The organism is Streptomyces sp. NPDC057486 (assembly GCF_042802415.1).
GTDB lineage: Bacteria > Actinomycetota > Actinomycetes > Streptomycetales > Streptomycetaceae > Streptomyces > Streptomyces yanii.
Window position 1 is genome coordinate 1 of record NZ_JBHVEE010000110.1, and the last position, 26978, is coordinate 26978.

The window sequence follows — 26978 nt, forward strand, 5'->3', positions numbered from 1 at the left end:
GTTACGGTCTCCTTGCTCATGGGCCGGTCGAAACCGCTCTGACCGGGACCGTGCCCGCGCAGATCAGCTTCAACTACCTCGGCCAGTTCGACGGGTCCTTCGCCGGGAACTTCGCCGCCTTCACGGACCTGGCCGGCCCCGATGTGGATCCCGCCAATGACCGCGTTCATCTCATCGACATCGTGAGCAGTGTGCAGGACGGCGAGCTCCGTATGGAGTGGACCTACAGCGGGGCGGCTCATGAGGAGGAGACGATCCGGCGGGTCGCCGAGCACACGCTGGACGCCCTGCGGGAGCTGGCCGGTGAGGCGGCCCGGCCCGGCACGGTGGGCTACAGCCCCTCCGACTTTCCGCTGAGCGGTCTGACACAGCAACAGGTCGACGACCTCGTCGGCGAACTGCACACGCTGCCCGCCTGGCAGAACAGCCGGTCCGCGCGTCCGCTCGACGACTGCTACCCGCAGACACCCACCCAGCAGGGCATGTGGTTCCAGAGCCAGTACGCGAGCGGCGAGGGCTTCTACCACGTGCAGAACGTGCTGCGGATCGATCAGGAACTGGATGTGGAGGTCTTCCGGCAGAGCTGGGCCGAGGTCATGAGGCGGCATCCGATCCTGCGGACCGGTTTCCGGACCACGGCGGAGAACGACGCCCTCCAGCTGGTCTGGGCCGACCTCCCGGTCCCCCTCGACATCCAGGACTGGCGGTCCGAGAGCCCCACCGGCCGGCGGGACCGCATGGAGAGCCACCTGCGGGAGGACCGCGTCCGGGGCTTCGACCCGCAGGACGCCCCGCAGTGGCGGATGCTCCTCGTCCGCACGGCCGACCAGCGGTACGAACTGGTCTGGAGCGCCCACCACGCCATCCTCGACGGCTGGAGCATGAGTCTGATCCTCAAGGAGGCCGCCGAGTGGTACGGCGCCCTCAGCCGGGGCGGCCGACTGGACCCGACCCCCGCGCGCCCCTACCGGGACTACGTGTCCTGGCTCCAGCGGCAGGACCTGCGCGAGGCCGAGGAGTACTGGCGCGAGACCCTGTACGGCGTCGAGGAGGCCACCTCCCCGAAGACGGGGAAGCCGCTGGACGCGCCGGACGGCGGACCGGGTGAGCCGGCTCCGTACGCCTGGACCGACGGCTTCCTCGACGAGGAGGAGACCACGGCGTTGCAGGACTTCGCGCAGCGGTGCCGTCTCACCCTCAACACCGTTCTGCAGGGCTGCTGGGCGCTGCTGCTCGGCCGCTACGCCCGCACGGACGACGTCGTCTTCGGAACGGTGGTCTCCGGGCGTCCGGCCGACGTGGAGGGCGTCGAGCGCATGTCCGGACTCTTCATCAACACGCTTCCCCTGCGCGTGAGGCTGCCCGAGCAGAGCAGCGCGCTCGGCTGGCTCCAGGACCTGCAGGAACAGAACCTGCGGATGCGGCAGTACGAGTACAGCCCGCTGAGCGAGGTCCAGCGGTGGAGCGGGCTCCCCGTCGGCGTCCCCCTCTTCGAGAGCCTCTTCGTCTTCGAGAACTACCCGGAGGGCGAGAGCCGTGACGACGCCCTGCGCTTCGAGGCACTCGGCTCGCAGGAGCAGACCCACTACCCGATCAACACCGCGATCACTGTGGGCGAGCGGATAGGTGTCAGCATCCTCCACGACACGCGCCGGTTCGACGGGCGGACCGTCGAGGCGATGATCGGGCACCTGCGGCAGATCTGCCACGCGCTGGTGACGGAGCCGCAGCAGAGCCTCGCCCGGTTGACCCTGCTCACCGACGCGGAGCGTGCCCGGGCGCTCGGCGAGTGGAGCACCGCGACCACCACGGGCGTCGAGCCCGTGCTTCTGCACGAACTGGTCGAGGCGCAGGTGCGGGCCACCCCGGACTCGGTCGCCGTGGTCCACGAGGACGGGCAGCTCACCTACGCCGAGCTCGACCGCCGCGCCAACCAGCTGGCCCACTGGCTGCGGGACCGCGGAGTGGGGCCCGACGTCCTGGTCGGACTGTGTCTCGAGCGCTCCCTGGAAGGCATCATCGGTCTGCTGGGCATCCTCAAGGCGGGCGGGGCCTACGTCCCCATCGACCCCAGGTACCCGCTCGACCGCATGGAGTACGTCGTCGAGGACGCGCGCCTGCGCCTGATGCTCACCCAGTCATCCCTGCTGTCCAGGCTGCCGGGTGGAGGACTGGAGACCCTCTGCCTGGACACCGACTGGTCCGTTGTCGCCTCCGGGCCGGTGACGGCGCCCGCGACCGCGGTGACGCCGGAGAACCTCGCATACATCATCTACACCTCGGGGTCGACCGGACGGCCGAAGGGCGTGATGGTCGCCCACCGGTGCGTCCAGCACATCGTGCCGTGGATCCGCCGCCACCCGTGCTTCGACAGGCGCCAGAACGTCCTGCAGGTCGCGTCCACCAGCTTCGACTTCTCCGTCTGGGAGATCCTCCTGCCGCTGGTGACCGGCGGCACGCTCCACATCCCCGCCGCAGGTGTACGGATGATCGGCACCGACCTCCAGAAGATCCTGGCCGAACGGGCCATCGAGAGCCTGAACTTCACACCGGGCGCGCTCGCCACCCTGCCGACCGACGACCCGCTGCCCCACCTGCGCACGCTGGTCGTCGGCGGCGAGGCGTACTCGGCGGACCTCATCCGGACCTGGGCGCCCGGACGTACCTTCTTCAACGTCTACGGGCCGACCGAGACCACCGTCTTCGCCACCGGGGGCCTGACCGACGAGCACCTGGACGTCGTCCACATGGGCCGGCCGATCACCAACGTGCGGCTCTACGTGCTCGACCCGTACATGCAGCCCGTCCCGGCCGGGGTGCCCGGCGAACTCTGCATCGGCGGCGTCGGCGTGACCCGGGGCTACATGAACCGCCCCGATCTCACCGCCGAGTACTTCGTCGCGGACCCGTTCGGCGCGGAGCCGGGCGGCCGCCTCTACAGGAGCGGGGACCTCGTCAGATACCTGCCCGATGGCAGCATCGAGTTCGTCGAGCGCATCGACAACCAGGTGAAGATCCGGGGCTTCCGGATCGAGCTGGGAGAGATCGAGACGGTGCTCGAGCAGCACCCGCTGGTGCACCACTGCGCCGTGCTCGCCCAGCCGGACGGTCCGGGCAGGCGCCTGGTCGGTTACGCGGTGCTCGACCAGGACTTCCGGCACGCCGCCGAGGCGCAGGAGACGCTGCGGGCCCACCTGAGGGAGCAGCTGCCCGCCTACATGGTGCCGTCCGCCTTCGTGTTCCTCGACGAGCTCCCACTCAACAGCAACGGCAAGCTGAACCGCCGGGCGCTCCCGCTGCCCGAGGACGGCCCGGCGGCCACGCTCCCGGCGAGCGCGCTCCCGCGGACCCGTACCGAGGCGAAGCTGGCCGAGATCTGGGAGGAGGTGCTGGGACACCGCCCCGTCGGCGCCTTCGACGACTTCTTCGATCTGGGCGGACACTCACTGCTCGCCGTGAAGGTGGCCGCCCGCGTCCGCCGGGTCTTCGGCATCGACCTCCCGGTCCGGGTCCTGTTCGAGCAGCCGGCCCTCTTCCGGGTCGCGGCCGAACTGGACACCCTGCTGGAGGCGCGGGAACCCTACGCCGCCGTCCCCCTGGTGCCGGTGCCGCGCGACGAGCCCATCTCCGCGACCTTCGACCAGCAGCGGCTCTGGTACATGGATCGCCTGCACCCGGACAGCTCCCTGTACACCGTGGGCTGGCTGCTTCACCGCCCCGTCGCGGTGGACCCGGCCAGACTCCGGCGCGCACTCGAGGAGCTGATCGCCCGCCACGAGATCCTGCGGACCACGTTCCGGGAGGGGCAGGGGCGGGTGTGGCAGGACATCGCGGAGACCGGGACCGTGGTCCTCACCGAGGCCGATCTGTCCGCGCAGCCGCCCGAGCGGCGCCCCGAGTCGGTGAAGGCCGTCACCCGCGACCTGTGGACGCAGACCTTCGACCTGGCCGAGGGACCCCTGTTCCGCACCCTGCTCGTCCGCCTGTCCGACGACGAGGCGCTCCTGGCCTTCAGCGCCCACCACGCGATCTTCGACGGCTACTCGGTCGGCATCCTCAACGAGGAACTGCTGCGGATCTACGACGCTCTGGGGCCGGACGGCCCGCCGATGCCGGCCCCGCCGGCCCTCCAGTACGCCGACTACGCGGTGTGGCAGCAGCAGTGGCTCGAGGAGGAACGGCTGCGGCCGCACCTGCGGTACTGGAAGGAGCAGCTGGCCGACGCGCCCGCGCTGATGTCGCTGCCGACCGACCACCCCCGGCCGGCGGTGCAGGACTTCCGGGGCGCCAACCTCACCCGCTCCCTGCCGCCGGAGCTCGTCGAGCAGCTCGCGAGCGTGAGCGGCACGAACCGGACGACGCATTTCGTGGTGCTGCTGAGTGCCTTCGCCATCCTGCTCTCGCACTACAGCGGACAGGACAAGGTGGTGATCGGCATCCCGGTCGCCAACCGCGGCCGCGTCGAGACCGAGCCGCTCATCGGGTTCCTCGTCAACACGGTGGCGCTCTGCGTCGATCTCGAGGGCGACCCGGACTTCTCGGACGTGCTGGCGCAGGTCCGCTGGAAGCTCCTGGAGGCGCAGAGCCGTCAGGAGGTGCCGTTCGACCGCATCGTCGAGGAGCTGAAGCCCGAGCGAAGCCTCAGCTACAGCCCCGTGTTCCAGGTGATGTTCACCGGTCTCGACAAGCTCTTCGAGGAGCTGCCCGGGACGCAGGAGCAGCCCGCCTGGATCCACGACGTGACGGAGGACGGCATCGGCGTCGCCAAGTTCGACCTGGGTCTCAGCATCCAGCAGCGCGACGGCGAGCTGCAGTACACCTTCGAGTACAGCACCAGCCTCTTCGAACGCGACACCGTGGCCGGCATGGGCGAGCACCTGCGGATCCTCCTCGAAGCGGCTCTGGCCCGGCCGCGGACGCCCGTCCGGCGCCTCCCGCTGCTTCCGGAGACGGCGCGGGCGCGGATCGTGGAGGCACGGAACGCCACGCGGGACGACGACGCCCTGCGGCCCGTGTGCCTCCACGAGCTCTTCGCGGAGCAGGTCCGCCGGTCGCCCGACCGCATCGCGCTGTCCTACGAGGACCAGCAGGTGAGTTATGCCGCGCTGGACCGGCGTGCCGACCGGCTGGCGAGGACGCTGCGCGACCTCGGCGTGGGTCCGGAGTCGCGCGTCGGCGTCTGCATGCACCGCTCCCTCGACCTGGTGACCGGTCTGCTGGCCGTCCTGAAGGCCGGCGGCGCCTATGCGCCGCTGGACCCCGACCACCCGGCCGAGCGGCTGGCCTACATGTCCGAGGACGCCGGGGTGCAACTGGCGCTGGTGGAGCCCGGGACCGCGGACCGCGTGGGCTTCCTGGCCGAGCGCGGAGTCCGGCTGGTCGAACTCGGCGGGAGCGACACGTCCTGGCCGGAGGCGAGCCCCGATCCCCTGGACGTCGCCGTGAGCCCGGACAACCTGGCCTACGTGATCTACACCTCCGGCTCCACGGGCCGGCCCAAGGGCGCGATGCTGTCGCACCGTGGCATCTGCAACCGTCTGCTCTGGATGCAGGACACCTACGGCCTGCGGGAGCACGACCGCGTCCTGCAGAAGACCCCGTACAGCTTCGACGTGTCGGTCTGGGAGTTCTTCTGGCCTCTGATCACCGGCGCGCACCTGCACCTCGCCCGCCCCGAGGGGCACCGCGACCCCGCCTACCTGACCGAGCTGGTCGAGCAGCAGGGGATCGGCGTCCTCCACTTCGTGCCCTCGATGCTGCAGGCATTCCTGCAGCAGCAGACCGTGCCCCGGCAGTGCCGGGGCGTACGCCACGTGATGTGCAGCGGGGAGGCACTGCCCCCCGAGGTTCAGGAACAGTTCCACCGGGCCCTGCCGGACACCCGGCTGCACAACCTCTACGGGCCCACCGAGGCATCGGTCGACGTCAGCTTCTGGGAGTGCCGGAACACCGCGGGGGCGACCACTGTCCCGATCGGCCGTCCGGTGGCCAACACGCAGCTGTACATCCTGAACGACGCGATGGAGCCGGTGCCGGACGGTGTCATCGGGGAGCTTCACATCGGTGGCGTCCAGCTGGCGCGTGGCTATCTGGGACGTCCCGACCTGACCGCCGAACGGTTCGTCGCCGATCCCTTCGGCCCCGGACGCCTCTACGCGACCGGCGACCTGGCCCGGTACCGGCCGGACGGGGTCATCGAGTACGCGGGGCGCAAGGACCACCAGATCAAGATCCGCGGCTACCGCATCGAGATCGAGGAGATCGAGGCCGTCCTGGCGGACCACCCGGCCGTCCGGTCCTGCCTGGTCGTGGTGCACGAGGTGACGTCCGCCGACAAGCGGCTGACCGCCTTCCTCACGGTGAAGGACGGCCGGGAGGCGTCTCAGGACGAGCTGAGGGCGCATCTCCTCGAACGGCTCCCCGAGTACATGGTGCCCGCCTACTTCGTGCAGCTGGACGAGTTCCCGCTGACCGCCAACGGCAAGGTCGACCGGAAGGCGCTGCCGGCGCTGTCGGACGTCGTGCAGCAGGCACGGGCGGGCGAGAGCCACGTCGATCCCCGGACCGGGACCGAGGAGGCGCTGGCGCAGCTCTGGGCCCGCCTCCTGGAACTGGACCGCGTGGGGATCCACGACGACTTCTTCGCCCTCGGCGGCCACTCGCTCCTCGTGGCCTCCATGGCGACCGAGGTCCAGGAGACGTGGGGCATTCCGCTCATGCTCACCACGGTCTTCAAGAACCGGACCGTCGCGGCACTCGCACAGGTCATCGACCAGAGCGTCGAGGAGGGCGACGACGGCGAACTGGACGCGGCGGAGCTGTTCGACCTGCTCTGACGGCTCCGGCGCAACCCTCGTCGCTCTCCCCCCGTCCCGCACGCCCGCGAAGGAGAAAAGACAGTGTTCGCTGCGGAGACCACCCTGATCAGTCCCCGGATCGCCCGAGTGGCGGCGGCCCTCGATGCGGGCGACCGTCAGGCCCTCGACGTGTTCTGGAAGGAGGTCGAGGAGTCCGGCACCCCGCTGATGGAACAGGTCGGGCCCGACGACTCCCGGACCCTGGTCACTTTTCTGTGGCGTGACCCCGGAGACACCGAGAACGTCGTGGTGCTCTTCTGCAGCGCGCCGAGCGGTGACTTCAGTGAGTTCCGGATGGACCACCTGCCGGGCACCGACCTCTGGTACCGCTCCTACTTCCTGCCCTCCCGACTGCGGACCACCTACCTGTTCTCGGTCAACGACGCGATGGTGCCGTTCAGCTCCTACGCGGAGGTGCTGCAGCGTCTCCCGGAGTACCGGCCCGACCCCCTGAACCCCCGTGACTACACGCTCATGGGCAATCCGAACGAGTTCAAGGTGTCGGTGCTCGAACTTCCCGGGGCCCCGAAACAGCCGTGGAACATCCCGCGCCGCGGGGTGCCCAAGGGCACCAGCCGCATGCACACCATGGACAGCGAGATCCTGGGGACCCGGCAGCACGTCACCGTCCACGTGCCGCCCGGCTACACCACCGACGGTGACGCGTACAACGTCTTCGTCCTCTTCGACGGATGGTCGTACTACAACTTCGCCGCCATCACGACCGTGCTGGACAACCTGCTGTACGCCGGCGGCATCCCCCCGTACGTCCTGGTCATGCACACCAACGAGGACCAGGACGTCCGCGCCCGCGAACTGCCCTGCCACGAGCCGTTCAGCGAATTCCTGAACCGGGAGCTCATGCCGTGGGTCCACCGGAATTACCACATCACATCCGACCCGGCGCGCACCGTTGTCGGCGGCTCCTGCTTCGGCGGCCTGGCGGCGACGTACGCGGCATTCAGGACGCCCGGGAGATTCGGCAACGTGATCTCCCAGTCGGGGTCGTTCTGGTGGCCGGGGAAAAACGTGCCCGGCCGGGAGGAGGAGTGGCTCACACGGCAGTTCGAGAATAGCCCCCGGCTTCCCATTCGATTCTCCATGGACATCGGGAGCCTGGAGCGGGCCATTGTCGACTACGACCCGATGACGACCCATCAGAACATGCGCGACGTCCTCGTGGCGAAGGGCTACACGGTGGACTACAGCGAATACATGGGCGGCCACGACATGATCTGCTGGCGCGGCACCATCGTCGAACGCCTGCTCTCGTTCCACCCCCGGCCGAAGGACTCACCCGCCCCAGGACGGTGAGACCGCGGAATTCCGCCCAGCGCACGAGAACCGCAACCGCTCGAGAAAGGTGAGTCCGATGAGCAATGCCACGATCACGGTGCTTCCGGGGGACGGCGTCGGGCCGGAGGTCACCGCCCAGGCCCTGGCGGTGCTGCGCGCCGTGGAGGAGAAGTACCGCCACACCTTCACGGTCCACGAGCGCCGCGTCGGCCTCGACGCCATCGAGGCCGAGGGGACGGCCATCTCGGACGACACCTTCGAGACCTGCGCCCACAGTGACGCGCTTCTGTTCGGAGCGGTCGGCAGCCTCCCGGCGGGGCAGACCCGCAGCGGCGGTCCCCGGCCCGAGCAGGCGCTCTTCCGCCTCCGCAAGGAGTTCGGGTTCTTCGCCAACCTTCGGCCGGTGCGCCCCTTCGAGTCCCTCTACGCCGCGTCCTCGCTGAAACCCGAACACCTCAAGGGCACGGACATGGTCTTCGTACGGGAACTGTCGGCCGGCCTCTACTACGGGCGCCTGGAGTCGGTGCCCGGCAAGCCCAGCGAGATCCGCCGTACGGCCCGGGGAACCGAGGCCGTCGACACCCTGCTGTACACGGAGGAAGAGATCGAACGCGTGGTTCGAGTCGCGTTCGGGATCGCCGCCGCCCGCGAGCGGAAGGTCACCTCGGTCGACAAGGCGAATGTGCTCAGTTCCTCGGTCCTGTGGCGGGAGGTCGTCGAGCGGGTGGCGGCCGATCATCCCACGGTGACCTTCGAGCACATGCTGGTCGACGCCTGCGCCATGCGGCTGATCCGGACTCCCGCGGACTTCGATGTCATCGTCACCGAGAACCTGTTCGGCGACATTCTCACCGACGAGGCGTCCATGCTGACGGGCTCCATCGGGATGCTGCCGTCGGCCAGCCTCGGCGCCCGGCGCACCGAGTCCGGCATGTTCGGCCTCTACGAACCCGTCCACGGCTCGGCCCCGGACCTTGCCGGCCAGGATCGGGCCAATCCCGTCGGCGCGATCCTCTCCGCCGCCCTCCTCCTGCGTCACTCCCTCGGCCTGGAACGGGAGGCCGCGGCTGTCGAGGAGGCGGTCGAGCAGGTGATCCGCGAGGGGTGCCGGACGGAGGACATCGGCGAGGGGGTGCACGCGGTCGTCGGTACCGGGGAGATGGGCCGGCGCATCGTGGAACGGCTCCGGCAGTCCTGAACTCCCGCCCGTTCTCCATGCCCTTGTGGGACGCAACGACAACTGGAGGTCGTCCGCGCATGACGTCACAGAGTTCCTCCCCGGAGGTCTCCGAAGGCCTCGCGGAGCAGCGCCTGCTCGTCCGCCGGGCCCGCGCCGAGATGGTGCGGCGCCACCGGGCCCGGCAGGCGGACACCGCGGAACCGCCCATCCGGGTCATGGCCCGCCTCGTCGACGACCTGGAACGGGAGTGCGCGGAGCGGAGGTTCGACCCGGTCGCCACCCGGCTGGAGATCGTCAACCGGACGATCGGCGATGTCAACGTCCGGCGCATCACCGAGTGCGAGGGGGAGGAGGGAGGCCCCGGCGACTACCGGATGCTGGGGGACGAACTCGGCATCGCGCTGCCCGGGGAGGACATCAACGGGTACACCGCCTCGGGCAAGGGCTACGTGTGGCTGAGGGAACAGATGATGGACGCGGAGCGGCAACTCCTCGCCTCCGGCTACGACCCGCGGATCTACGACATCCAGGGCGTTGGCAACCCGGTGCTGCGCGGCCTGCTGGCGGAGGACATGCGCCCATGGGGGGTGAAGGTCTCCGCGGAGAACGTGGCTCTCGGCCTGGGCGCGACGGACTGCATCGACAAGATCCTCCGCGGCCTCGCCCACTTCGCCCGTCTCGACTCCCGGACGCCCGGAGCGATCCTCTTCGCGGCTCCCGGGTTCAACATGCCCGAACTGCAGGCCGTGGCCTCGGGGTTCCGGCTGCACAGGGTGCGCACCCGGGCCGAGGACGGGTTCAAGCTGACCGAAGAGCTTCTCGCACGGCACCTCGACGACAACCCGGATGTCGAGGTCGTCTACCTGACGGTGACGAACAACCCGACGACCTTCGCGTACACGCCGGATGAGCTCTCGGCCGTCATGGCGGTTGTAAGCCGCTTCGCGCAGCGAGGGCGCCGGGTCCACGTTCTCGCCGACCTGGCTTACATCGGCACGGGCCGGCCCGCAGACGACGAGGCCCGCATGCTCAGCCTCGCCTCGGCGGCCGACGTGGCCGACCAGATGATCTACGTGAACAGCTTCTCCAAGACCTACACCCTCACCGGGGACAGGTTCGGCTGGGCCGTTTTCGGCGATCCGAAATTCTCCGTCGCCATGCGGTCGAGCTGGATGAACAGCGTGAGCTGTCTGCCGGGAGAATGGCAGCTCCGCTTCATGGCCTATCACGCGCTCTTCCGCCAGAACCCACAGATCATCGAAATGATCCGCGGCCTCTACCGTCTGCGCCGCACCCGGCTGCGCGCCCAGTTGCAGCGGTTCGACGAAGAACACCATGTTTTCGAACGTGTCTTTGTCGACGACGACGCCACCATCTACAACTGGAGCCGGCTCAGGGCCGGTGAGGATTCCTTCTCCGTCCTGGAGAAGACCGGGATCGCCGGGATTCCCGGCTCCACCTTCGGTTATTCAGACGACTACATCCGTTTCTCCGTCGGCATTCTTCCGGTCGTGCCGGATTGACGGCAACGCGCCGGCGAGGCAGTCGAATCCCCGAGAAGGAAAGCGAGAGACCATGCACAACGAAACGAGATCCGCGAAGACTGACATCAACAGCCTCGACGTCCCGGTCAACTTCAACTGGAACAGCGACGAGAGCCCGCTCTCGGCCCTCCCCACGCGCATCCCCGGCGAGCCGCTCGCCGCTCAGGTCGCCAGGACGCAGATCTTCTCGGAGTGTCTGCGCGACGGCCTTCAGGGCATACCCGGCTACCCGACGGTTGACGACATGATGCGGTACCTGCATCTGCTCAGCGACTTCGGCATCACGTACGCCACGGTCGGCATCTACCCGGGCGAGTCCAACAGACTCAGCGCGACGATGAAGCAACTGCTCGCCCGCATGCGGGACGAACTGCCCTCCATCGTGCCCTCCGTGCTCTCCATGTGCACGGAGGAGTCCCTGCGGTGGACCGTCGAGTGCAGGGAGATCCACCCGCGCCTCGAGTCCGTCGTCTTCATGGGCAGTGCCCCCTCCCGCCGTCTCGTCCAGGGTTGGGACCTGGGGTTCATCCTGAACGGGCTGGAGACCTTCATCAAGAAGACCGTGGAGATGGGCATCCCCGTCGTCGCGGGCACCGAGCACACCTCGCAGACCTCTCCCGAGGACCTGCGCGCCATCACCCGCGTCCAGGTCGAGAGCGGTGCGTACATCGTCGCCATGGCCGACACCATCGGCGTGATCCGCCCGCTCGGCACCTACCGGCTGGTGCGCTTCGTCCGCGAACAGCTCGACGCCCTGGGCGTACCCGAGATGCAGGTGGACTGGCACGGCCACCGCGACACCGGGAACGCCCTGGGCAACGCGATGGCGGCGGTCGCGGCAGGCGCCAGTCGCATCCACGTGGTGTCGCGCGGTGTCGGCGAGCGCTCCGGCAACGCCTCGCTCGAGGAGGTCGTGCTGAACTTCGCCGCCATCGAGGAGGAGGCCGGCCTGCCCGTCTCGTGGGACATGTCGCAGTTGCTCCGGCTGATCACGTGCTACCAGGAGATGGTCGGCGTCGCCCCGCCGGAGCACGGAGTGCTCGGGAAGCGCTACAGCCACACCTCCTCCGGCATCCACACGGCCGCGATCCTCAAGGCCCACCACCTGGCCGACCGAGCCAGGGAGGCGGGGAACGCGGAGCTGGAGGGCGCGCTGCGGGAGATGTCCCGGACCGTGTACTCCGCGGTCGACCCGGCCGCCGTCGGTGGGGTCCCCTCCGTGGCCGTCAGCCCGTGGAGCGGCGCGAGCTCGGTGAAGCTCGCCTGCATGCTGAGCGGGCGCGATCCCGGGGAGCTCTCCCCGGAGACGGTCGAGGGCCTGCTGGCCCGCGCCAACGAGCTGGGCCGCGAACTGACCCCTGAGGAGCTCGAAGAGGGCTTCGCCGGCATGCACGCGCCGCACGGAGCCTGAGCGCCCCTTCTTCCCGAGACGACATGCACCCCTGAGGAGAGAACCGCACGATGCCACAGACGATGTTCGAGAAGATCTGGGACGCGCACGTGGTGCGTGACGAGCCCGGAGAGATACCGATGGTGTACATCGACCGGCATCTCACGCACGAGGCGACTTCACCGCAGGCATTCGCCGGGCTGCGGGAGCGCGACCTTCCGGTGCACCGCCCGGACAGCGTGGTCGCGGTGATCGACCACAACGTCCCCACCATGCCGGGCCGCCGCCTGATCGACGTGGTCGACAGCCAGAGCGTCATGTGCATCGAGACGATGGAGGACAACGCCCGCGAGTTCGGCGTCAGGCTCCTCGGCATGAACGACGTCGACCAGGGGATCGTGCACGTCGTCGGCCCGGAGCTGGGCCTCTCGCTGCCCGGCATGACGGTGGTGTGCGGGGACTCCCACACCTCCACGCACGGCGCCCTCGGTATCTTCGCGGTGGGCATCGGCACCAGCGAGGTGGAGCATGTCCTGGCCACCCAGTGCCTGCTGCAGCAGAAGCCCCGCACGATGAACATCAGCATCGACGGGACGCCGGCGCCCGGGGTGACAGCCAAGGACATCGCCCTGTTCGTGATCCGCCGACTCGGCACGGACGCCGGCACCAACCACGTCATCGAGTTCAGCGGCTCCGCGGTCCGGTCCCTGACGGTCGAGGGCCGCATGACGCTCTGCAACATGGCGATCGAAGCCGGCGCGCGGGCCGGCATGGTCGCACCCGACGACGTCACCGTCGAGTACGTGCGCGGGCGCCGCTTCGCACCCTCCGGGGAACTTTTCGAGCGTGCTGCGGAGCAGTGGAAGCAGCTCGCCGGCGACCCGGGCGCCCGCTTCGACGCGGAACATCACCTGGACGTCGGCGACCTGGTCCCGCAGGTCACCTGGGGAACGGACCCCGGCATGGTCGTCGATGTCACCGGAACCGTCCCCGACCCGGCCGCCGAGAGCGACCCCGTGACCCGGGCGGGAATGGAGCGCGCCCTCGAGTACATGGGCCTGGAACCCGGTCAGCGCGTCCAGGACATCGCGGTCGACACCGTCTTCATCGGCTCGTGCACCAACTCGCGGCTGGAGGACCTTCGCCTGGCGGCCCAGTACGTCGTCGGCCGGCGGGTCGCGGCCGGTACGCGCGCCATCGTCGTCCCCGGCTCGATGAGCGTGCGCCGCCAGGCCGAGAAGGAGGGGCTGGCGGACGTCTTCCGCGAAGCGGGCTTCGAGTGGCGGGAGGCCGGATGCAGCATGTGCATCGCCATGAACGGGGACCGTCTCTCCCCCGGAGAGCGCTGCGCCTCGACCAGCAACCGCAACTTCGAGGGACGCCAGGGCCGCGGCGGCCGCACCCACCTGGTGAGCCCGGTGACGGCGGCTGCCGCCGCCGTGACCGGCCGCTTCGCCGATGTCCGTGACCTCTAGGGCGTGTGCCGCGACCCCTTGTGATCCACCGCACCGGACGCCGCGAGCTTCCCGGTGAACCTTTCCGGTCGCAGCACTGGACAGACACGCAGAGAAAAGGATCTCCGTGGAGAAATTCATCACGTATCAGGGCACCGCGGTGCCGCTCATGCGGTCCAACGTCAACACGGACGACATCGTCCCCGCCCGCTTCCTCAAGTCGATCCGTCGTACCGGCTTCGCCGACCACCTGTTCGCGAACTGGCGTTACCTCGAGGACGGCCGCACTCCCGACCCGGAGTTCGCCCTCAATCAGCCCGGTCACGAGGACGCCGGGATCCTGGTCGCGGGCGAGAACTTCGGCTGCGGTTCCTCCCGCGAGCACGCGCCCTGGTCGCTGCGGGAGTACGGATTCCGCTGCATCATCGCCCCGAGCTTCGCGGACATCTTCCACAACAACTGCTTCAACAGCAGCATTTTGCCGGTCGCCCTGGAACCGTCGGAGGTCGATGCGATCTGCACCGCCCTGGCGAACGCCACATCGCCGACCCTGCACGTCGACCTCCCGGCCCAGACCGTGACGACCGCCGACGGCCAGGTCTTCCGCTTCGAGATCGACCCCTTCAAGAAGAACTCGATGATGGAGGGCCTCGACAACATCGGATGGTCCCTCTCCCACAAGGACGAGATTCTCGCCTACGAGTTGCGCCGCCGGCAGGAGGCGCCCTGGCTCTTCGCCTAGACCGTGCCGCCGTGCGGCGAACCGTTCCCGACAAAAGAGACGGAAGAGCAATGGAAGAAACCCGCATGAAGGTGCTCGTCAACGACGAGGACCAGTACTCCCTGTGGCCGACGTACCTCGACGTTCCCTCCGGGTGGAGGGAGACGGAGAAGGCCGGCTCGAAGGAGGAGTGCCTTGCCTACGTGAAGGAAGTCTGGGTCGACATGCGCCCCAGGAGTCTGCGTCGGCAGATGGAGGAGACGGCCGGCTAGCCGGCTGGATCACCGAGCTCGTCAAAAAGCCCGTAGCAGTCATGGAGGAGTCATTCATGGACGAACTTGTCGAGCGTCTCTCCAAGGAGGGGCAGAAAGTCGTCGTCGGCGGCCCGTCGCCCTCCCTGGAGGAGTTTCAGCGGCGCCTCACCGAGATGGGGTACGTCTTCGTCAAGTTCCCCGATTCCGGCGGGACCACGGACCTCGGGGTGCGCGTCGACGAGGCGGCCACCGACCTCGGCGGCGCCGACTTCGCGAAGGGCACCGGCAGTGTGCACGTGGAAGGGACACTGACGCTCAACTACGTACAGGTCCGCTGCCTGGCCGACATCGACCTGACGTCGCTCAGCGGCAGCGGACACCTGGTGGCGCTCGCGCCGTGATGGCCGGCGGTCCGCGGCCCGGGTGAGGCGGGTCCTCGCACGGCGGTCGAGCGCACGACATGCTCGCCCGCCGCGCCGAGGGCCCGCCGCCTGCTCCGGCGCCCCGGCTCGTCACTTCGGACCCGGGAGGGCCGCGATGATCCCGACGGCGGCGGCGCCCGGGACGGCTCACCACGTGCTGAGGCACACGTACGCCTCGATCGTCCGGCCCACCTCATGCCGGTGGCGGGCCGGAAGGGGCGTCGGTCGATCGATACTCTGCTCGATGGTCAGGGCAACGGAGACGTGGTTCCGAACTCCCCGGATTCTCCCCAGGCCGGTCCGTGAGCGCTCACCGCGCATCCGAAGTGTTCAAGTGGCAAGGATTCAGGGCATGTTCACCACTCGTCCCACCCTCCAGGGCACCTTCGGCATGGTGTCCTCCACCCACTGGCTCGCCTCGCAGTCCGCCATGGCGGTCCTGGAGGACGGCGGCAACGCCTACGACGCCGCCGTCGCCGCAGGATTCGTCCTGCACGTCGTCGAACCGCACCTCAACGGCCCGGCCGGTGAAGTGCCGGTGATCCTGGCGCCCAAGGACGGCGAGGTGCAGGTGCTCTGCGGCCAGGGTCCGGCCCCGGAGGGCGCCACCATCGCCCACTACCGCTCCCTCGGTCTCGACCTCGTCCCCGGTACCGGACCGCTCGCCGCCGCGGTCCCCGGCGCGTTCGACGCCTGGATGCGGCTGCTGCGCGACCACGGCACCAAGTCGGTCGCCGAGGTGCTGCGGTATGCGATCGGATATGCCGAGGACGGTCACGCACCCGTCGAGCGGATCGGTCAGACCGTCGAGACCGTCCGCGAGCTCTTCGAGACCGAGTGGCAGTCGTCCGCCGACGTCTACCTCCCCGGCGGCAAGTCCCCGAAGCCGGGGGAGCTGTTCCGCAACCCCGCACTGGCCGCGACCTGGCGCCGCCTGATCACCGAGGCCGAGAAGACCGGCGGCGACGACCGCACCGCCCAGATCGACGCCGCCCGGAAGATCTGGAGCGAGGGCTTCATAGCCGAGGCCCTGGTCCGCCAGGCCGCCCGGCCCACCCTGGACACCAGCGGCGCCCGCCACACCGGCACCCTCACCGCCGCCGACCTGGCCGGCTGGTCCGCGTCGTACGAGGCGCCCGCCACGTACGACTGGAACGGCTGGACGCTCGCCAAGGCCGGCGGCTGGAGCCAGGGGCCCGCCTTCCTGCAGCAGCTCGCCCTGCTCCCCGCCGAGCTTCCGCGGTACGGCTCCGCGGAGTATGTGCACCTGCTCATCGAGGGCTGCAAGCTCGCCATGGCCGACCGCGAGGCCTGGTACGGCGACGCCGCCGAGGTCCCCCTCGACACCCTGCTCTCGGAGCCGTACAACGCCGAGCGGCGCGCGCTCATCACCGACGAGGCATCGTACGAGCTGCGCCCCGGCAGCCCCGGGGGCCGCACCCCCGTCCTCAGCGGCCACGCGCACGCCGTCGCCGCGGGCGAGGCGGGCTTCGACGCCTTGGGGATCCCGGCTGCGGGCGTCGGCGAGCCGACCGTCGCCGAGGACGGCGCCGCTGCCGGTGAGCCGAGCGTCGCAGCGGACGGCGCGACCCGGGGCGACACCTGCCACATCGACGTCGTCGACCGCTGGGGCAACATGGTCTCCGCCACCCCCAGCGGCGGCTGGCTGCAGTCCAACCCGGTCGTGCCGGAGCTCGGCTTCCCGCTCGGCACCCGTCTCCAGATGGCGTGGCTCGACGAGGGCCTGCCGAACTCCCTCACCCCCGGCCGCCGCCCCCGCACCACCCTCACCCCGTCCCTCGCCCTGCGCGACGGCGTTCCGGTGATGGCGTTCGGCACGCCCGGCGGCGACCAACAGGACCAGTGGCAGCTGCACTTCTTCCTCGCCGTCGCCCTGCGCGCCGAGGCACGCGGCGGATTCGACCTGCAGGGCGCCATCGACGCCCCGAACTGGCACAACGACAGCTTCCCCGGCTCGTTCTTCCCGCGCGGCATGCGGCCCGGCAGCGTCACCGTCGAGGAGCGCATGGACCCGGAGGTCGTCGAGGAGCTCCGTCGACGAGGCCATGACGTCACCGTGGGCGACCCGTGGTCGGAAGGGCGGCTGTGCGCCGTCGCCCGCGACCCGGAGACCGGAGTGCTCTCCGCCGCCGCCAACCCGCGCGGCATGCAGGGGTACGCCGTAGGCCGCTGACCGGCCACCTTCACGTCATGACCAGGTCGTCAATGCCCCGGAGGACCGTGCTTAGCTGGAGCCATGATCGATGACTTCCTTGCCGGGGACCTGACCGAGGTCGAGGAGGCGGTCCGCGCAGCGGCCGCCGCCGAGATCATGCCGCGCTACCGACAGCTCGCCGCACACGAGATCGTCGAGAAGAGCGGCCCGCACGATCTCGTCACGACCGCCGACCGCCTTGCCGAGGAACACCTCACCGCGTCGCTGACACGGCTGCTTCCCGGTTCGGTGGTCGTCGGCGAGGAGGCGGTCCACGCCGATCCGAAGGTGTACGACGCCCTGGACGGCGACGCACCGGTCTGGATCGTCGATCCGGTCGACGGGACCCGCCAGTTCGTCCGCGGCGAGGCCGGCTTCTGCACCCTCGTCGCCCTCGCCCACCGCGGCGAGCTCCTTGCCTCCTGGACGTACGCCGCGGCACTGAACGAGATGGCGATCGCGGTACGCGGCCGGGGAGCCGTGCTCAACGGTGTGCCGATACGCTCCGGATCGCCCGCGCCGGGCGCCGCGCTCGAAGTCGCGATGTCGCACCCCGACTACACCACCGACGCCCAGAAGCGGGCGCTGCTCGGCCTGTTCGTCGAAGGCATCCACCCCCGTCCGTGCGGCTCCGCGGGCCTCGAATACCTGGCCGTCGCCCGCGGCGACCAGGACGCGGTCGCCTTCAACTGGGAGTACGCCTGGGACCACGCGGCGGGCCTGCTCCTGGTCACCGAGGCGGGCGGCGCCCAGGCCACGCTCTCGGGTGCCCCGTTCCGTATCGCCGGGGGCAACGACCTGCCGTTCACGGCCGCCCGCGACAAGGAGACGGCCGAACGCATCCTGGCGGCGCTGCGCGCCGGGGGCTGACCTTCCCGACGGCCCGGGTCAGGCGATGAGCGCGCGGGTCACCGCGGCGAGCCGGGCCCGGGCCGACGCGTCCATGGGCTGAGTTGTATCAAGACCTTGATACGTCTTCCATCTCTGACAGAAGTCCGTGGCTGTACGCTCACCGGCATGGGAATGACCGCCGACGAACGCCTCGGCGCGGACATCAAGCGCGCGGAGCAGGCCCTCATGACGGCCAAGAGCGCCGCGCTCAAAGGGGCGGGCCTCACGGTCGCGCAGTACGCGGCGCTGTTCGCCCTCGCCGACAACCCCGGCATATCGGGGGCCGCGCTGGCGCGCGCCTGTCTGGTCACCCCGCAGGCGATGGCAGCGGTACTGAAACACCTCGAAGAACGGGGTCTGGTGGCCCGGTCGGCACACCAGTGGCATCAGAAGATGCTGGAGACCCGGCTCACCGAAGCGGGCCGGGAAGCGCTGCAACTCGCCGACGAGCAGGCCGTACGGATCGAACGCCGGCTCGCCGACGCGTTCACCCCGGAGGAACGCGACGCCCTGCGAGAGCTGCTCGCACGCTGCGTCACCGCCATCCGGAACGACTGAGCGGCAGCAGCTACGCCACCCGGTGCAGCACCAGGCAGAACGGGTGCCCGGCCGGATCGGCATAGATCCGCCACGGCCGCTCCGCCCACTCCGCATCCGCCTCCCCGGTCCCGCTCGTGCTCCCGTCGTCGAGCACGGTCGCGCCCGCCGCGACGACCTCCGTCTGCGCCGCGTCCAGATCCGGCACACCGAAGTCCAGATGGAACTGCTAGGGCCGCGCCGGGTCCGGCCACTGCGGCGGCCGGTGGTCCGCCACCCGCTGGAACGCCAGGACGAGACCGGCGTCGGTGTGCAGCGTCGCCCAGTTCTCGTCGAGCGCCCACCGCCGGTCCGGCTCGTCGACCCGGCCGCCGAGGACCGACCGGTAGAACTCGGCCAGGCGTACGGGATCGGGGCAGTCGAGCACCACGCACTGAAGTTCGGCGATCATGCCGAGATCCTAGTGCTGCGAGCGGAAAGGTTCACCGGCTCGCGACGCCCGGCACGGCACCTCGCTGCGTTGTCGCATCACCCGAGTACGTCCGGTACGAGGGCGATCCTCCGCCTTGCGATGCACCGCACCGGACGCCGCGAGCTTCCCGGCAGACCTTTCCGGTCGCAGCACTAGTGCCCCTCCCGGCAAGCTTTGCCCCGTCGCACCGCCCGGCACGCGCTCCCCCAAGGCCTCAAGGGCCAGGGGGGACCCCCTTCCGCGTTGGCCAAAAGCCCTGGTAGCTCCTTCCCCAAGCTCTCAACTCCGTTCGAGCAGGGGAGACCCCATCCAAGGACTTCCGGCCGCCTTGCGATCACACGCACCGGACGGCGCTCCTCATGGGGCAAACATTGCCGGTCACGGCACTAGCTCGGGCCCGGTGCCCTGCGGAGACCCTTTTCACCCGACCACCGCCCGCACGTCGCGCACCACGGACGCCGCCGTTTCCACCGCGGCCGTGTCCAGGCCGCGCAGCGCCCCACCGACCCGCTCGGTGAAGTCCGCCGGAGTCTCCGGCAGCAGCGCGGCCGCGGCCAGTGCCCCCTTCTCGTTCAGGCACCAGGTGCGGTGGTGGGCGTGGAGGGCCTGCGCCAGAATGCCGAACGCCCGCGACAGGCAGAGCGCGACATGGAGCGTGTCCCCGGAGGACACCGACTTGCGTGCCGCCGCGACGGAGAAGTCCGCCTCCCACGCGGCGTCGCAGAGCGCCCTGCGCAGGGGCTCCGGATAGTCGCGCGTCTGCTGCTGAAGTTCCGTCAATTCGCGGTAGGGATCAGCCAGTACGCGACTCAGGGCGACCTCGCCCGGATAGCAGGGCGACCAGAAACCCAGCGGATGGCCGGGCTGGACGCCCACCTCGAAGCGGCCCTCGCGGCAGTCGGACCAGACGCTCTCGACCCGGTCCAGATCGCGCAGGATCCAGTCCACCGCCGTGCCGTCCACCCGCAGCCAGGCGCCGCCGTTGACCCAGGGACCCCAGCCGCCCGGGCCGGCCACCTCCACCCGGGAGCCCTGCGCCCGAGAGGCGAGTGCGGTGAGGGCGACCAGGTCGAGTGTCCCGCGGTAGTAGACGCCGAGATCCCAGTCGGAGTCCGGGCGATGCGTGGAGCGGGCGCGGCTGCCGCCGAGGGCGACGGCCCGGACGCCGGGCACCGCGGCCAGCCCGGCCGCCATGTCGGCGACCATCGATGCGCGAACTCGTTCCGCTGCCGTTTCCGTATTCATCGGCCCGGACGGTACCCGCGGTCCGGCTGTCGGCGCAGCGGAATATCCTGGAGCTTCTTGCCATCGGCTGACGAAGGAGTCCGAAGGTGCCATCGATGCTCGATGCCGTCGTCGTGGGGGCGGGCCCCAACGGACTGACCGCCGCAGCCGAACTGGCCCGCCGGGGCTTCTCCGTTGAGGTGTTCGAGGCGCAGGAGGCGGTCGGGGGCGGTGCCCGTACCGAGGAGCTCACACTCCCCGGCTTCCGTCACGACCCGTGTTCCGCCGTTCACCCGCTCGGCATCGGCTCGCCGGCGTTCGCCGGGATGCCGCTCGCCCGCCACGGCCTGGAGTGGCTCCAGCCCGAGCTGTCGCTCGCTCACCCCTTCCCGGACGGCTCGGCCGCCGTGCTCACCGGTTCGGTGGGGGAGAGCGCCATGTCGCTCGGACCGCAGGACGCGGGGGCGTACCGCAGGCTGCTCGCCCCGTACCTCGGGCACTGGGACACGCTCGCCGAGGACTTCCTGCGTACCCCGTGGATCGGGCTGCCGCGCGATCCGTACCGCTGGGTCCGGTTCGGGCTGGACGCGATCCAGCCCGCCACACTTCTCGCCCGCAGGTTCCGGGGCGCGAAGGCGCGCGGCCTGTTCGCCGGACTCGCCGCCCACGCCATAGCCCCCACCAGCGGCCTTGCGACCGGCGGCATCGCGCTGCTCTTCGCCGTCGCGGCCCACGAGAACGGCTGGCCGGTGCCGCGCGGCGGCTCACAGGCCATCTCCGACGCCCTCGCCTCGTACGTGCGTGAACTGGGCGGCACGATCCGTACCGGCACGGAGGTCAAACGCCTCGACGAGCTCCCGCCCGCCCGAGCCTATGTCTTCGACACCTCGCCGACCGCCCTCGCGCGGATCGCCGGGCTGGGCCAGGCCTACCGCGGCTACCGGTACGGCGCCTCCTGCTTCAAGATCGACTATGCGCTGTCGGGCCCCGTCCCCTGGACCGCGAAGGAGGCCCGGCAGGCCGGCACGGTCCATATCGGGCCCACGGCGGGCGAGATCGACAGCGCGATGCGGGCAGCCGTGGCGGGCCGCGACCCGAGCGTGCCGTTTCTGATCACCGCACAGCCCAGCCTGGTCGACCCGTCCCGCGCACCCGAGGGCCGTCATGTCTTCTGGGCGTACGGACATGTCCCGGCGGGCTGGGAGGGCGATGCCACGGAGGTCATCGAGAGGCAGCTGGAGCGGTTCGCCCCCGGCTTCCGCGATCTGGTGCTCGCCCGCGCCGTCGCGGGCCCGCCGCAACTCGCCGCGCGCAACGCCAATTACGTCGGTGGGGACATCGCGTGCGGTGCGTTCGCCGGTCTGCAGACGGTGATCCGGCCCAAGCTCGCCCGCGTGCCGTACGCGACGGCGCACCCGGCGGTGTTCCTGTGCTCGTCGGCCACACCTCCCGGGCCCGGGGTGCACGGCATGTCGGGCCACCATGCGGCGAAGGCGGTGTGGCGGAGGCTGCGCGCCGAGTGAGACGGCGGGACGGGGCAGCCCCGGGCCGCCGTTGCGGTGCGCGGCAATCTTCAAGCGATACCGTGCGTCGTCCGGCGAGAGCCTGAACTCGCACCTCTCGCGACGGCTCCGGGCGGTTCGAGACCACCGGGCCGCCCGGTCGCGGCATGATGGCCGACATGCACTCACCTTCGGCCGTCACGGTCACGCTGGTCCGCGGTGACATCACCCAGCAGTCCGTCGACGCCATCGTCAATGCCGCGAACTCCTCACTGCTCGGCGGCGGCGGAGTCGACGGCGCGATCCATCGGCGCGGCGGCCCGGAGATCCTCGCCGCCTGCCGCGAGCTGCGTGCCTCGCAGTACGGAAAAGGGCTACGGACCGGTCAGGCGGTAGCGACCACAGCCGGGAAACTCGACGCCCAGTGGGTGATCCATACGGTCGGGCCGGTGTGGAACAGCACCGAGGACCGCTCCGCGCTGCTGGCCTCCTGCTACCGGGAATCACTGCGGGTGGCCGCCGAGCTGGGTGCGCGGACCGTCGCCTTCCCCGCGATCTCGACCGGTATCTACGGCTGGCCCCTGGACGACGGCGCGCGGATCGCCGTTCGCACGGTTCTGGCCGAGGCCGGAGCTCCGGTGGAGGAGGTGCGTTTCGTGCTGTTCGACGCACATGCGTATGCGGAGTTCGAGGAGGCCCTGGCAGCGCAAGGCTGATGTCGGATTTCCGCCAGCCCGGCGTGCGCCGGGTGGCTCATGCTTGAGCCATGTACACCGACACCGAGCGCTGCGTACGGGCCGTCCAGTCCAAGGACGCCCGCTTCGACGGCTGGTTCTTCACGGCGGTCCTGACCACCCGGATCTACTGCCGTCCGAGCTGCCCCGTCGTGCCGCCCAAGGTCGAGAACATGACCTTCTACCCCAGTGCCGCCGCCTGCCAGCAGGCCGGTTTCCGGGCGTGCAAGCGGTGCCGGCCGGACACCAGCCCCGGCTCCCCGGAGTGGAACGCCCGCGCCGACTCCGTCGCCCGTGCGATGCGGCTCATCGGGGACGGGGTCGTCGACCGCGAGGGTGTGCCGGGGCTGGCCGCGCGGCTCGGCTACTCCGCCCGGCAGATCGAGCGGCAGTTGCTCGCCGAGCTGGGTGCCGGTCCGCTCGCCCTGGCCCGCGCCCAGCGCGCCCAGACCGCGCGGCTGCTCATCGAGACGACCGAACTCCCCATGGCCGACGTGGCGTTCGCGGCCGGGTTCTCGTCCATCCGTACCTTCAACGACACCGTCCGTGAGGTTTTCGCGCTCGCGCCGAGCGAGCTGCGCACCCGGGCCGCGCGGTCCGCGAAACCGCCGGTGACGCCGGGAGTGATCACGCTTCGGCTGCCGTACCGGGCCCCGCTCAATCCCTCCAACCTCTTCGGTCATCTCGCCGCGACCGCGGTCCCCGGCGTCGAGGAGTGGCGCGACGGCGCCTACCGCCGGACGCTCACCCTCCCGTACGGGCACGGCATCGTCGCCCTCACCCCGCGCCCCGACCACATCGCGTGCCGGCTCTCGCTCACCGACCCGCGCGATCTCACCCTCGCGATCAGCCGCTGCCGCTGGCTGCTCGACCTGGACGCCGACCCGGTGGCCGTCGACGACCAGCTGCGGGACGATCCACTGCTCGCCCCGCTGGTCGACAAGGCGCCGGGGCGGCGGGTGCCGCGTACCGTCGACGGGGCGGAGTTCGCCGTACGGGCGGTGCTCGGCCAGCAGGTCTCGACCGCTGCCGCCCGCACCCACGCCGCCCGCCTGGTCACCGCCCACGGCGTCCCCGTCGACGACCCCGAGGGCGGTCTCACCCACCTCTTCCCGACCCCGGAAGCGCTCGCCGGGCTCGACCCCGAGCAGCTCGCGCTGCCGCGCAGCCGTCGCACCACCCTCACGACCCTCGTCGGCGCGCTCGCCGACGGCTCGCTGCAACTCGGCACCGACACCGACTGGGAGAGGACCCGGGCCGAACTGATCACCCTGCCCGGCTTCGGCCCCTGGACCGTCGAGGTCATCGCGATGCGGGCGCTCGGCGACCCGGACGCCTTCCTCCCCACCGACCTCGGCATCCGGCGGGCGGCGGAGGAACTCGGCCTCCCGTCGACCCCCGCGGCGCTCACCGCACGCGCGGCGGCCTGGCGTCCCTGGCGGGCGTACGCGGTCCAGTATCTGTGGACCGTCGACGACCACCCCATCAACCACCTTCCCGTTTGAGGTAGTTCACTCATGAATGCGACACGTACCCCGACCCGGCAGCACATGGTCGTCGACAGCCCGTACGGTCCGTTGACCCTCGTCGCCACCGACGGCGTCCTCTCGGGCCTCTATATGACCGGGCAGCGGCACCGCCCGCCGGAGGAAACCTTCGGCGACCCTGACCCGCGCCCCTTCACGGAGACGATCCGCCAGCTGGACGCCTACTTCGCGGGCGAGCTGCGGGAGTTCGACCTGCCCCTGCACCTGGACGGCACCCCGTTCCAGCGCAGCGTATGGGAACAGCTCCAGACGATCCCGTACGGCGAGACGCGGTCGTACGGGGAACTCGCGGAAAACCTGGGCAAGCCGGGCGCCTCACGGGCTGTGGGCCTCGCCAACGGCAAGAACCCGATCGGGATCATCGTTCCCTGCCACCGGGTCATCGGAGCGTCGGGCGGCCTCACCGGCTACGGCGGCGGACTCGACCGCAAGCAGCGGCTGCTGGCCTTCGAGAACGGCACGGAGGGCGACACGCCGGCGCTCTTCTAGTGCTGCGACCGGAAAGGTTTGCCGGGCCGGTGAACCTTTCCGGTCGCAGCACCAGGGCATGTTTCGGGAGCCGGGGGAGTGTCGGTTCTGCAGGGAGGCGTGGGGTGAGATGCGGCCGGCGGCCAAGGGGCCATGTATGACGCCGTACCTGATCTCGTTCGATGATGGCGCGATGACCTTCCCCGAGGAGGAGTTGCCCGAGGTGGCCGAGGCCTCGCTCGAGGTGCTGGGCGGCCGGGAGCTTCAGCTATGTGTCATTGAAGTACCGGTCGGCTCTCTGCCTCGGAGCCGCCGTCGGCGAATGGATCGTCCGGAGCCAGGGAGCGGATGCGCGGTATGGGTGAGGGGAGCAGCCAGAGCAGCGACAGTACTCCTCCGACGGCGGCCGTGATCAGGGTGGCCCTGAGTCCGATGAGGGGGGCGAGCATGCCTCCGACGACGGCGCCGATGGGGCGTATGCCGTAGTTCACCGTGCTGTAGGCGCCCGCCACGCGGCTGCGCATGCCGTCCGGTATCACCGCAGCTTGCAGAGAGTTGAGGTTGACATCGAACAGCATCACGCCGATTCCGGCGAGGAACTCTGCAACGCCCAGGGCCCCTGCGCGGGCCCATGTGGGACCGCTCGCGGTAGCGGCGATGGCGATGGGTGCGGGGAAAAGTACGGCGCCTGCCGCAATGGTGCGTCCCACGCCGATCCATCGCGAGATCTTCGGGGCTATTACCGCGCCCGCGAGAGCTCCGGTCGATCCGATTCCGAATGCCAGCCCGATGGTCCCTGCGGAGAGGCCGAGCACCCGGTCGGCGAACAGGACGGTCAAGCCGGTGCTTGACACGAAGGTGAAGAAGTTGAGGGTCGTCGCGCAGCCGAGGCTCGCCCGCAGTACCGGGTGACGAACTACGAAGACCAGCCCCTCTCTGGCCCGCCGCAGCAGCGAAGGTCCTGCCGTCTCACGGGCAGCGATGGCTGGTTCGTCGATCCGGATCGGCCCGAGCAGAGCAGCCGAGGCGAGGAAGGACAGGGCATCGGCGATCACGGCGACGGGCGCCGTCAGGACCTGAACGAGGGCACCGCCCGCGGCAGGGCCGACGACGGAGGAAGCGGATCGGCTGGCGCTGAGCTTGCTGTTCGCGTCGACGTAGGACGAGCGTGGCACGAGGTGGGCGAAGAAGGGCGGATAGGCGGTGTTGAACAGCACCGCCGCGGCGCCGGTCAGCAGCGCCACGGCATACAACTGGAGAAGTGTCACGGTGCCCAACAGGTATGCGGCGGGCAGGGTGAGCAGCACGCACGCGCGTATCAGATCGGCGAGGATCATCAGGCGGCGCTTGTGGACGCGGTGGTCGACCCAGGCGCCCAGCACGATGGCGAGCAGATTCGGGGCCCAGGCAAGCGCGGTCAGCCATGCGACCTGGCCGGCCGAGGCGTGCAGCGCCGCCACGGCGATCAGGGGTAACGCCAGTTCGGAGATCCGGTCGCCGAACTGCGAAACCGACATCCCGGCCCAGAAGCGAACGAAGCGCCGATCCCGCCACAGTGATATCGAGGGGGCCGTGTCCTGTGGGGAGTTCATGCCGTGTCCCCTGTCCGCTCCTCGACCGCCTCCGGTAGGACGTAGCGCAGCAGCCGGACGCCGCGGCTGCCGCTCGGTCGCTGCATCGGGTCGCGCGTCACGTAGGGAGCGAGGACGCTTTCGATCGCGTCCTCGATGGCCGCGAGTTCCTCGGGGGACACCACTACGCGGGTGTTTGCCAGCCCCGCGGGCTTGCGCCACACCTGATCGAGTCCAGGTTCAGTCTCGGTCACCCACCGATGCGGCAGGCCGGCGGAGCGGGCGAACATCTCCCGGGACAGCACCCGGGCGGCGGACAGGCCCTCTTCGTCCTCCGGCATCTCGAATCGGAAACCCTGTGCCGCAGCCTCCCACCGCCGCTCCCGGCGATCCGTTCCGGCCTCGGCGTCGCGGACCAGCCCAAAGCCCGCCAGGTGGCGTAGATGCCAGCTGGTCACGGACGGGGTGGCTCCGACATCCGGTGACAACTGCGTCGCCGTCGCCGGCCCGTGCCGTTGCAGACGCTCGAGGATCGCAAGCCGTACTGGATGCGCCAACGCCCGCATGGCTTTCGGGTCAGTGATCTCGATATCGCCCAGGCGATTTCCATGCTCCATGTTGTGAGAGTGTCCTCTCATAAAGTGTGAGAGTCAACTCTCACGCTTTGCCCGATGCCGATGCCGATGCCGATGCCGATGC

Annotated in this window: 19 protein-coding genes and 1 pseudogene; 16 read left to right on the forward strand and 4 right to left on the reverse strand. The window is 70.1% G+C overall.

Annotation, left to right across the window (positions count from 1 at the left end; all coding sequences use genetic code 11):
- The 12 genes from ACFU6I_RS35630 to ACFU6I_RS35685 all read left to right on the forward strand — a co-directional run.
- Positions 1-6836, forward strand: a 6836-nt coding sequence (locus tag ACFU6I_RS35630; protein WP_384374597.1) for an amino acid adenylation domain-containing protein, incomplete at its 5' end; no start/stop codon positions are given.
- A 63-nt stretch (positions 6837-6899) separates the two neighbouring features.
- Positions 6900-8171, forward strand: a complete 1272-nt coding sequence (gene fes, locus ACFU6I_RS35635; protein WP_384374600.1) for an enterochelin esterase — start codon at positions 6900-6902, stop codon at positions 8169-8171.
- A gap of 58 nt (positions 8172-8229) precedes the next feature.
- Positions 8230-9351, forward strand: a complete 1122-nt coding sequence (gene leuB, locus ACFU6I_RS35640) for a 3-isopropylmalate dehydrogenase (RefSeq protein ID WP_384374603.1) — start codon at positions 8230-8232, stop codon at positions 9349-9351.
- 59 nt (positions 9352-9410) lie between these two features.
- The gene (locus ACFU6I_RS35645; protein ID WP_384374606.1) at positions 9411-10856 is read left to right on the forward strand and encodes a pyridoxal phosphate-dependent aminotransferase; all 1446 of its coding nucleotides are present in this window, start codon (positions 9411-9413) and stop codon (positions 10854-10856) included.
- A gap of 52 nt (positions 10857-10908) precedes the next feature.
- Complete coding sequence (locus ACFU6I_RS35650; protein WP_384374609.1) at positions 10909-12288, forward strand: hypothetical protein; 1380 nt, start codon at positions 10909-10911, stop codon at positions 12286-12288.
- A 50-nt stretch (positions 12289-12338) separates the two neighbouring features.
- The gene (gene leuC / locus ACFU6I_RS35655; protein WP_384374612.1) at positions 12339-13742 is read left to right on the forward strand and encodes a 3-isopropylmalate dehydratase large subunit; all 1404 of its coding nucleotides are present in this window, start codon (positions 12339-12341) and stop codon (positions 13740-13742) included.
- A gap of 106 nt (positions 13743-13848) precedes the next feature.
- Complete coding sequence (gene leuD, locus ACFU6I_RS35660; RefSeq protein WP_384374615.1) at positions 13849-14463, forward strand: 3-isopropylmalate dehydratase small subunit; 615 nt, start codon at positions 13849-13851, stop codon at positions 14461-14463.
- A 50-nt stretch (positions 14464-14513) separates the two neighbouring features.
- On the forward strand, positions 14514-14714 hold the full coding sequence (locus tag ACFU6I_RS35665; protein ID WP_384374618.1) for an MbtH family protein: 201 nt from the start codon (positions 14514-14516) through the stop codon (positions 14712-14714).
- 56 nt (positions 14715-14770) lie between these two features.
- Complete coding sequence (locus ACFU6I_RS35670; RefSeq protein ID WP_345511306.1) at positions 14771-15097, forward strand: hypothetical protein; 327 nt, start codon at positions 14771-14773, stop codon at positions 15095-15097.
- 373 nt (positions 15098-15470) lie between these two features.
- Positions 15471-17312 carry a gamma-glutamyltransferase family protein gene (locus tag ACFU6I_RS35675; protein WP_384374621.1) on the forward strand — a complete coding sequence of 614 codons (1842 nt, stop codon included), beginning with the start codon at positions 15471-15473 and terminating at the stop codon, positions 17310-17312.
- 63 nt (positions 17313-17375) lie between these two features.
- Positions 17376-18203 carry an inositol monophosphatase family protein gene (locus tag ACFU6I_RS35680; RefSeq protein ID WP_384374624.1) on the forward strand — a complete coding sequence of 276 codons (828 nt, stop codon included), beginning with the start codon at positions 17376-17378 and terminating at the stop codon, positions 18201-18203.
- Between the two features lie 147 nt (positions 18204-18350).
- Positions 18351-18782 carry a MarR family winged helix-turn-helix transcriptional regulator gene (locus ACFU6I_RS35685; RefSeq protein ID WP_384374628.1) on the forward strand — a complete coding sequence of 144 codons (432 nt, stop codon included), beginning with the start codon at positions 18351-18353 and terminating at the stop codon, positions 18780-18782.
- 10 nt (positions 18783-18792) lie between these two features.
- Here the strand turns inward: ACFU6I_RS35685 and ACFU6I_RS35690 are convergent.
- Positions 18793-19212 (reverse strand): annotated as a pseudogene (locus tag ACFU6I_RS35690) (VOC family protein).
- A gap of 441 nt (positions 19213-19653) precedes the next feature.
- Complete coding sequence (locus ACFU6I_RS35695; protein ID WP_384374631.1) at positions 19654-20478, reverse strand: nucleotidyltransferase family protein; 825 nt, start codon at positions 20476-20478, stop codon at positions 19654-19656.
- A gap of 86 nt (positions 20479-20564) precedes the next feature.
- Here ACFU6I_RS35695 and ACFU6I_RS35700 point away from each other — a divergent pair, with 86 nt between their 5' ends.
- From ACFU6I_RS35700 to ACFU6I_RS35715, 4 genes are all read left to right on the forward strand, one after another.
- Positions 20565-21980, forward strand: a complete 1416-nt coding sequence (locus ACFU6I_RS35700; protein WP_384374634.1) for a phytoene desaturase family protein — start codon at positions 20565-20567, stop codon at positions 21978-21980.
- Positions 21981-22138: 158 nt separating this feature from the next.
- Complete coding sequence (locus ACFU6I_RS35705) at positions 22139-22675, forward strand: O-acetyl-ADP-ribose deacetylase (RefSeq protein ID WP_384374637.1); 537 nt, start codon at positions 22139-22141, stop codon at positions 22673-22675.
- A gap of 50 nt (positions 22676-22725) precedes the next feature.
- Entirely contained in the window at positions 22726-24198 is a 1473-nt protein-coding gene (locus tag ACFU6I_RS35710; protein WP_384374640.1) for an AlkA N-terminal domain-containing protein, read from the forward strand.
- Positions 24199-24210: 12 nt separating this feature from the next.
- Complete coding sequence (locus ACFU6I_RS35715) at positions 24211-24729, forward strand: methylated-DNA--[protein]-cysteine S-methyltransferase (protein ID WP_384374643.1); 519 nt, start codon at positions 24211-24213, stop codon at positions 24727-24729.
- Between the two features lie 254 nt (positions 24730-24983).
- Here the strand turns inward: ACFU6I_RS35715 and ACFU6I_RS35720 are convergent, their stop codons facing one another.
- Together ACFU6I_RS35720 and ACFU6I_RS35725 are read right to left on the reverse strand one after the other, a co-directional pair.
- A complete protein-coding gene (locus ACFU6I_RS35720; protein ID WP_384374646.1) occupies positions 24984-26300 on the reverse strand; it encodes an MFS transporter in 1317 nt (438 codons plus the stop codon).
- Entirely contained in the window at positions 26297-26896 is a 600-nt protein-coding gene (locus ACFU6I_RS35725) for an ArsR/SmtB family transcription factor (protein ID WP_384374649.1), read from the reverse strand. Before ACFU6I_RS35725 ends, ACFU6I_RS35720 begins: the two co-directional genes overlap by 4 nt.
- Between the last annotated feature and the right edge of the window lie 82 nt (positions 26897-26978).

What these genes read in the sequence shown, in the direction of transcription:
- ACFU6I_RS35645 (WP_384374606.1), top strand. Translation starts at nt 9,411, where the DNA reads ATGACGTCACAGAGTTCCTCCCCGGAGGTCTCCGAAGGCCTCGCGGAG.
- ACFU6I_RS35650 (WP_384374609.1), top strand. Translation starts at nt 10,909, where the DNA reads ATGCACAACGAAACGAGATCCGCGAAGACTGACATCAACAGCCTCGAC.
- ACFU6I_RS35710 (WP_384374640.1), top strand. Translation starts at nt 22,726, where the DNA reads ATGTACACCGACACCGAGCGCTGCGTACGGGCCGTCCAGTCCAAGGAC.
- leuC (WP_384374612.1), top strand. Translation starts at nt 12,339, where the DNA reads ATGCCACAGACGATGTTCGAGAAGATCTGGGACGCGCACGTGGTGCGT.
- leuB (WP_384374603.1), top strand. Translation starts at nt 8,230, where the DNA reads ATGAGCAATGCCACGATCACGGTGCTTCCGGGGGACGGCGTCGGGCCG.
- ACFU6I_RS35720 (WP_384374646.1), bottom strand. Translation starts at nt 26,300, where the DNA reads ATGAACTCCCCACAGGACACGGCCCCCTCGATATCACTGTGGCGGGAT.
- ACFU6I_RS35685 (WP_384374628.1), top strand. Translation starts at nt 18,351, where the DNA reads ATGGGAATGACCGCCGACGAACGCCTCGGCGCGGACATCAAGCGCGCG.
- ACFU6I_RS35675 (WP_384374621.1), top strand. Translation starts at nt 15,471, where the DNA reads ATGTTCACCACTCGTCCCACCCTCCAGGGCACCTTCGGCATGGTGTCC.
- ACFU6I_RS35705 (WP_384374637.1), top strand. Translation starts at nt 22,139, where the DNA reads ATGCACTCACCTTCGGCCGTCACGGTCACGCTGGTCCGCGGTGACATC.
- ACFU6I_RS35665 (WP_384374618.1), top strand. Translation starts at nt 14,514, where the DNA reads ATGGAAGAAACCCGCATGAAGGTGCTCGTCAACGACGAGGACCAGTAC.
- ACFU6I_RS35670 (WP_345511306.1), top strand. Translation starts at nt 14,771, where the DNA reads ATGGACGAACTTGTCGAGCGTCTCTCCAAGGAGGGGCAGAAAGTCGTC.
- ACFU6I_RS35680 (WP_384374624.1), top strand. Translation starts at nt 17,376, where the DNA reads ATGATCGATGACTTCCTTGCCGGGGACCTGACCGAGGTCGAGGAGGCG.
- ACFU6I_RS35695 (WP_384374631.1), bottom strand. Translation starts at nt 20,478, where the DNA reads ATGAATACGGAAACGGCAGCGGAACGAGTTCGCGCATCGATGGTCGCC.
- ACFU6I_RS35725 (WP_384374649.1), bottom strand. Translation starts at nt 26,896, where the DNA reads ATGGAGCATGGAAATCGCCTGGGCGATATCGAGATCACTGACCCGAAA.
- ACFU6I_RS35715 (WP_384374643.1), top strand. Translation starts at nt 24,211, where the DNA reads ATGAATGCGACACGTACCCCGACCCGGCAGCACATGGTCGTCGACAGC.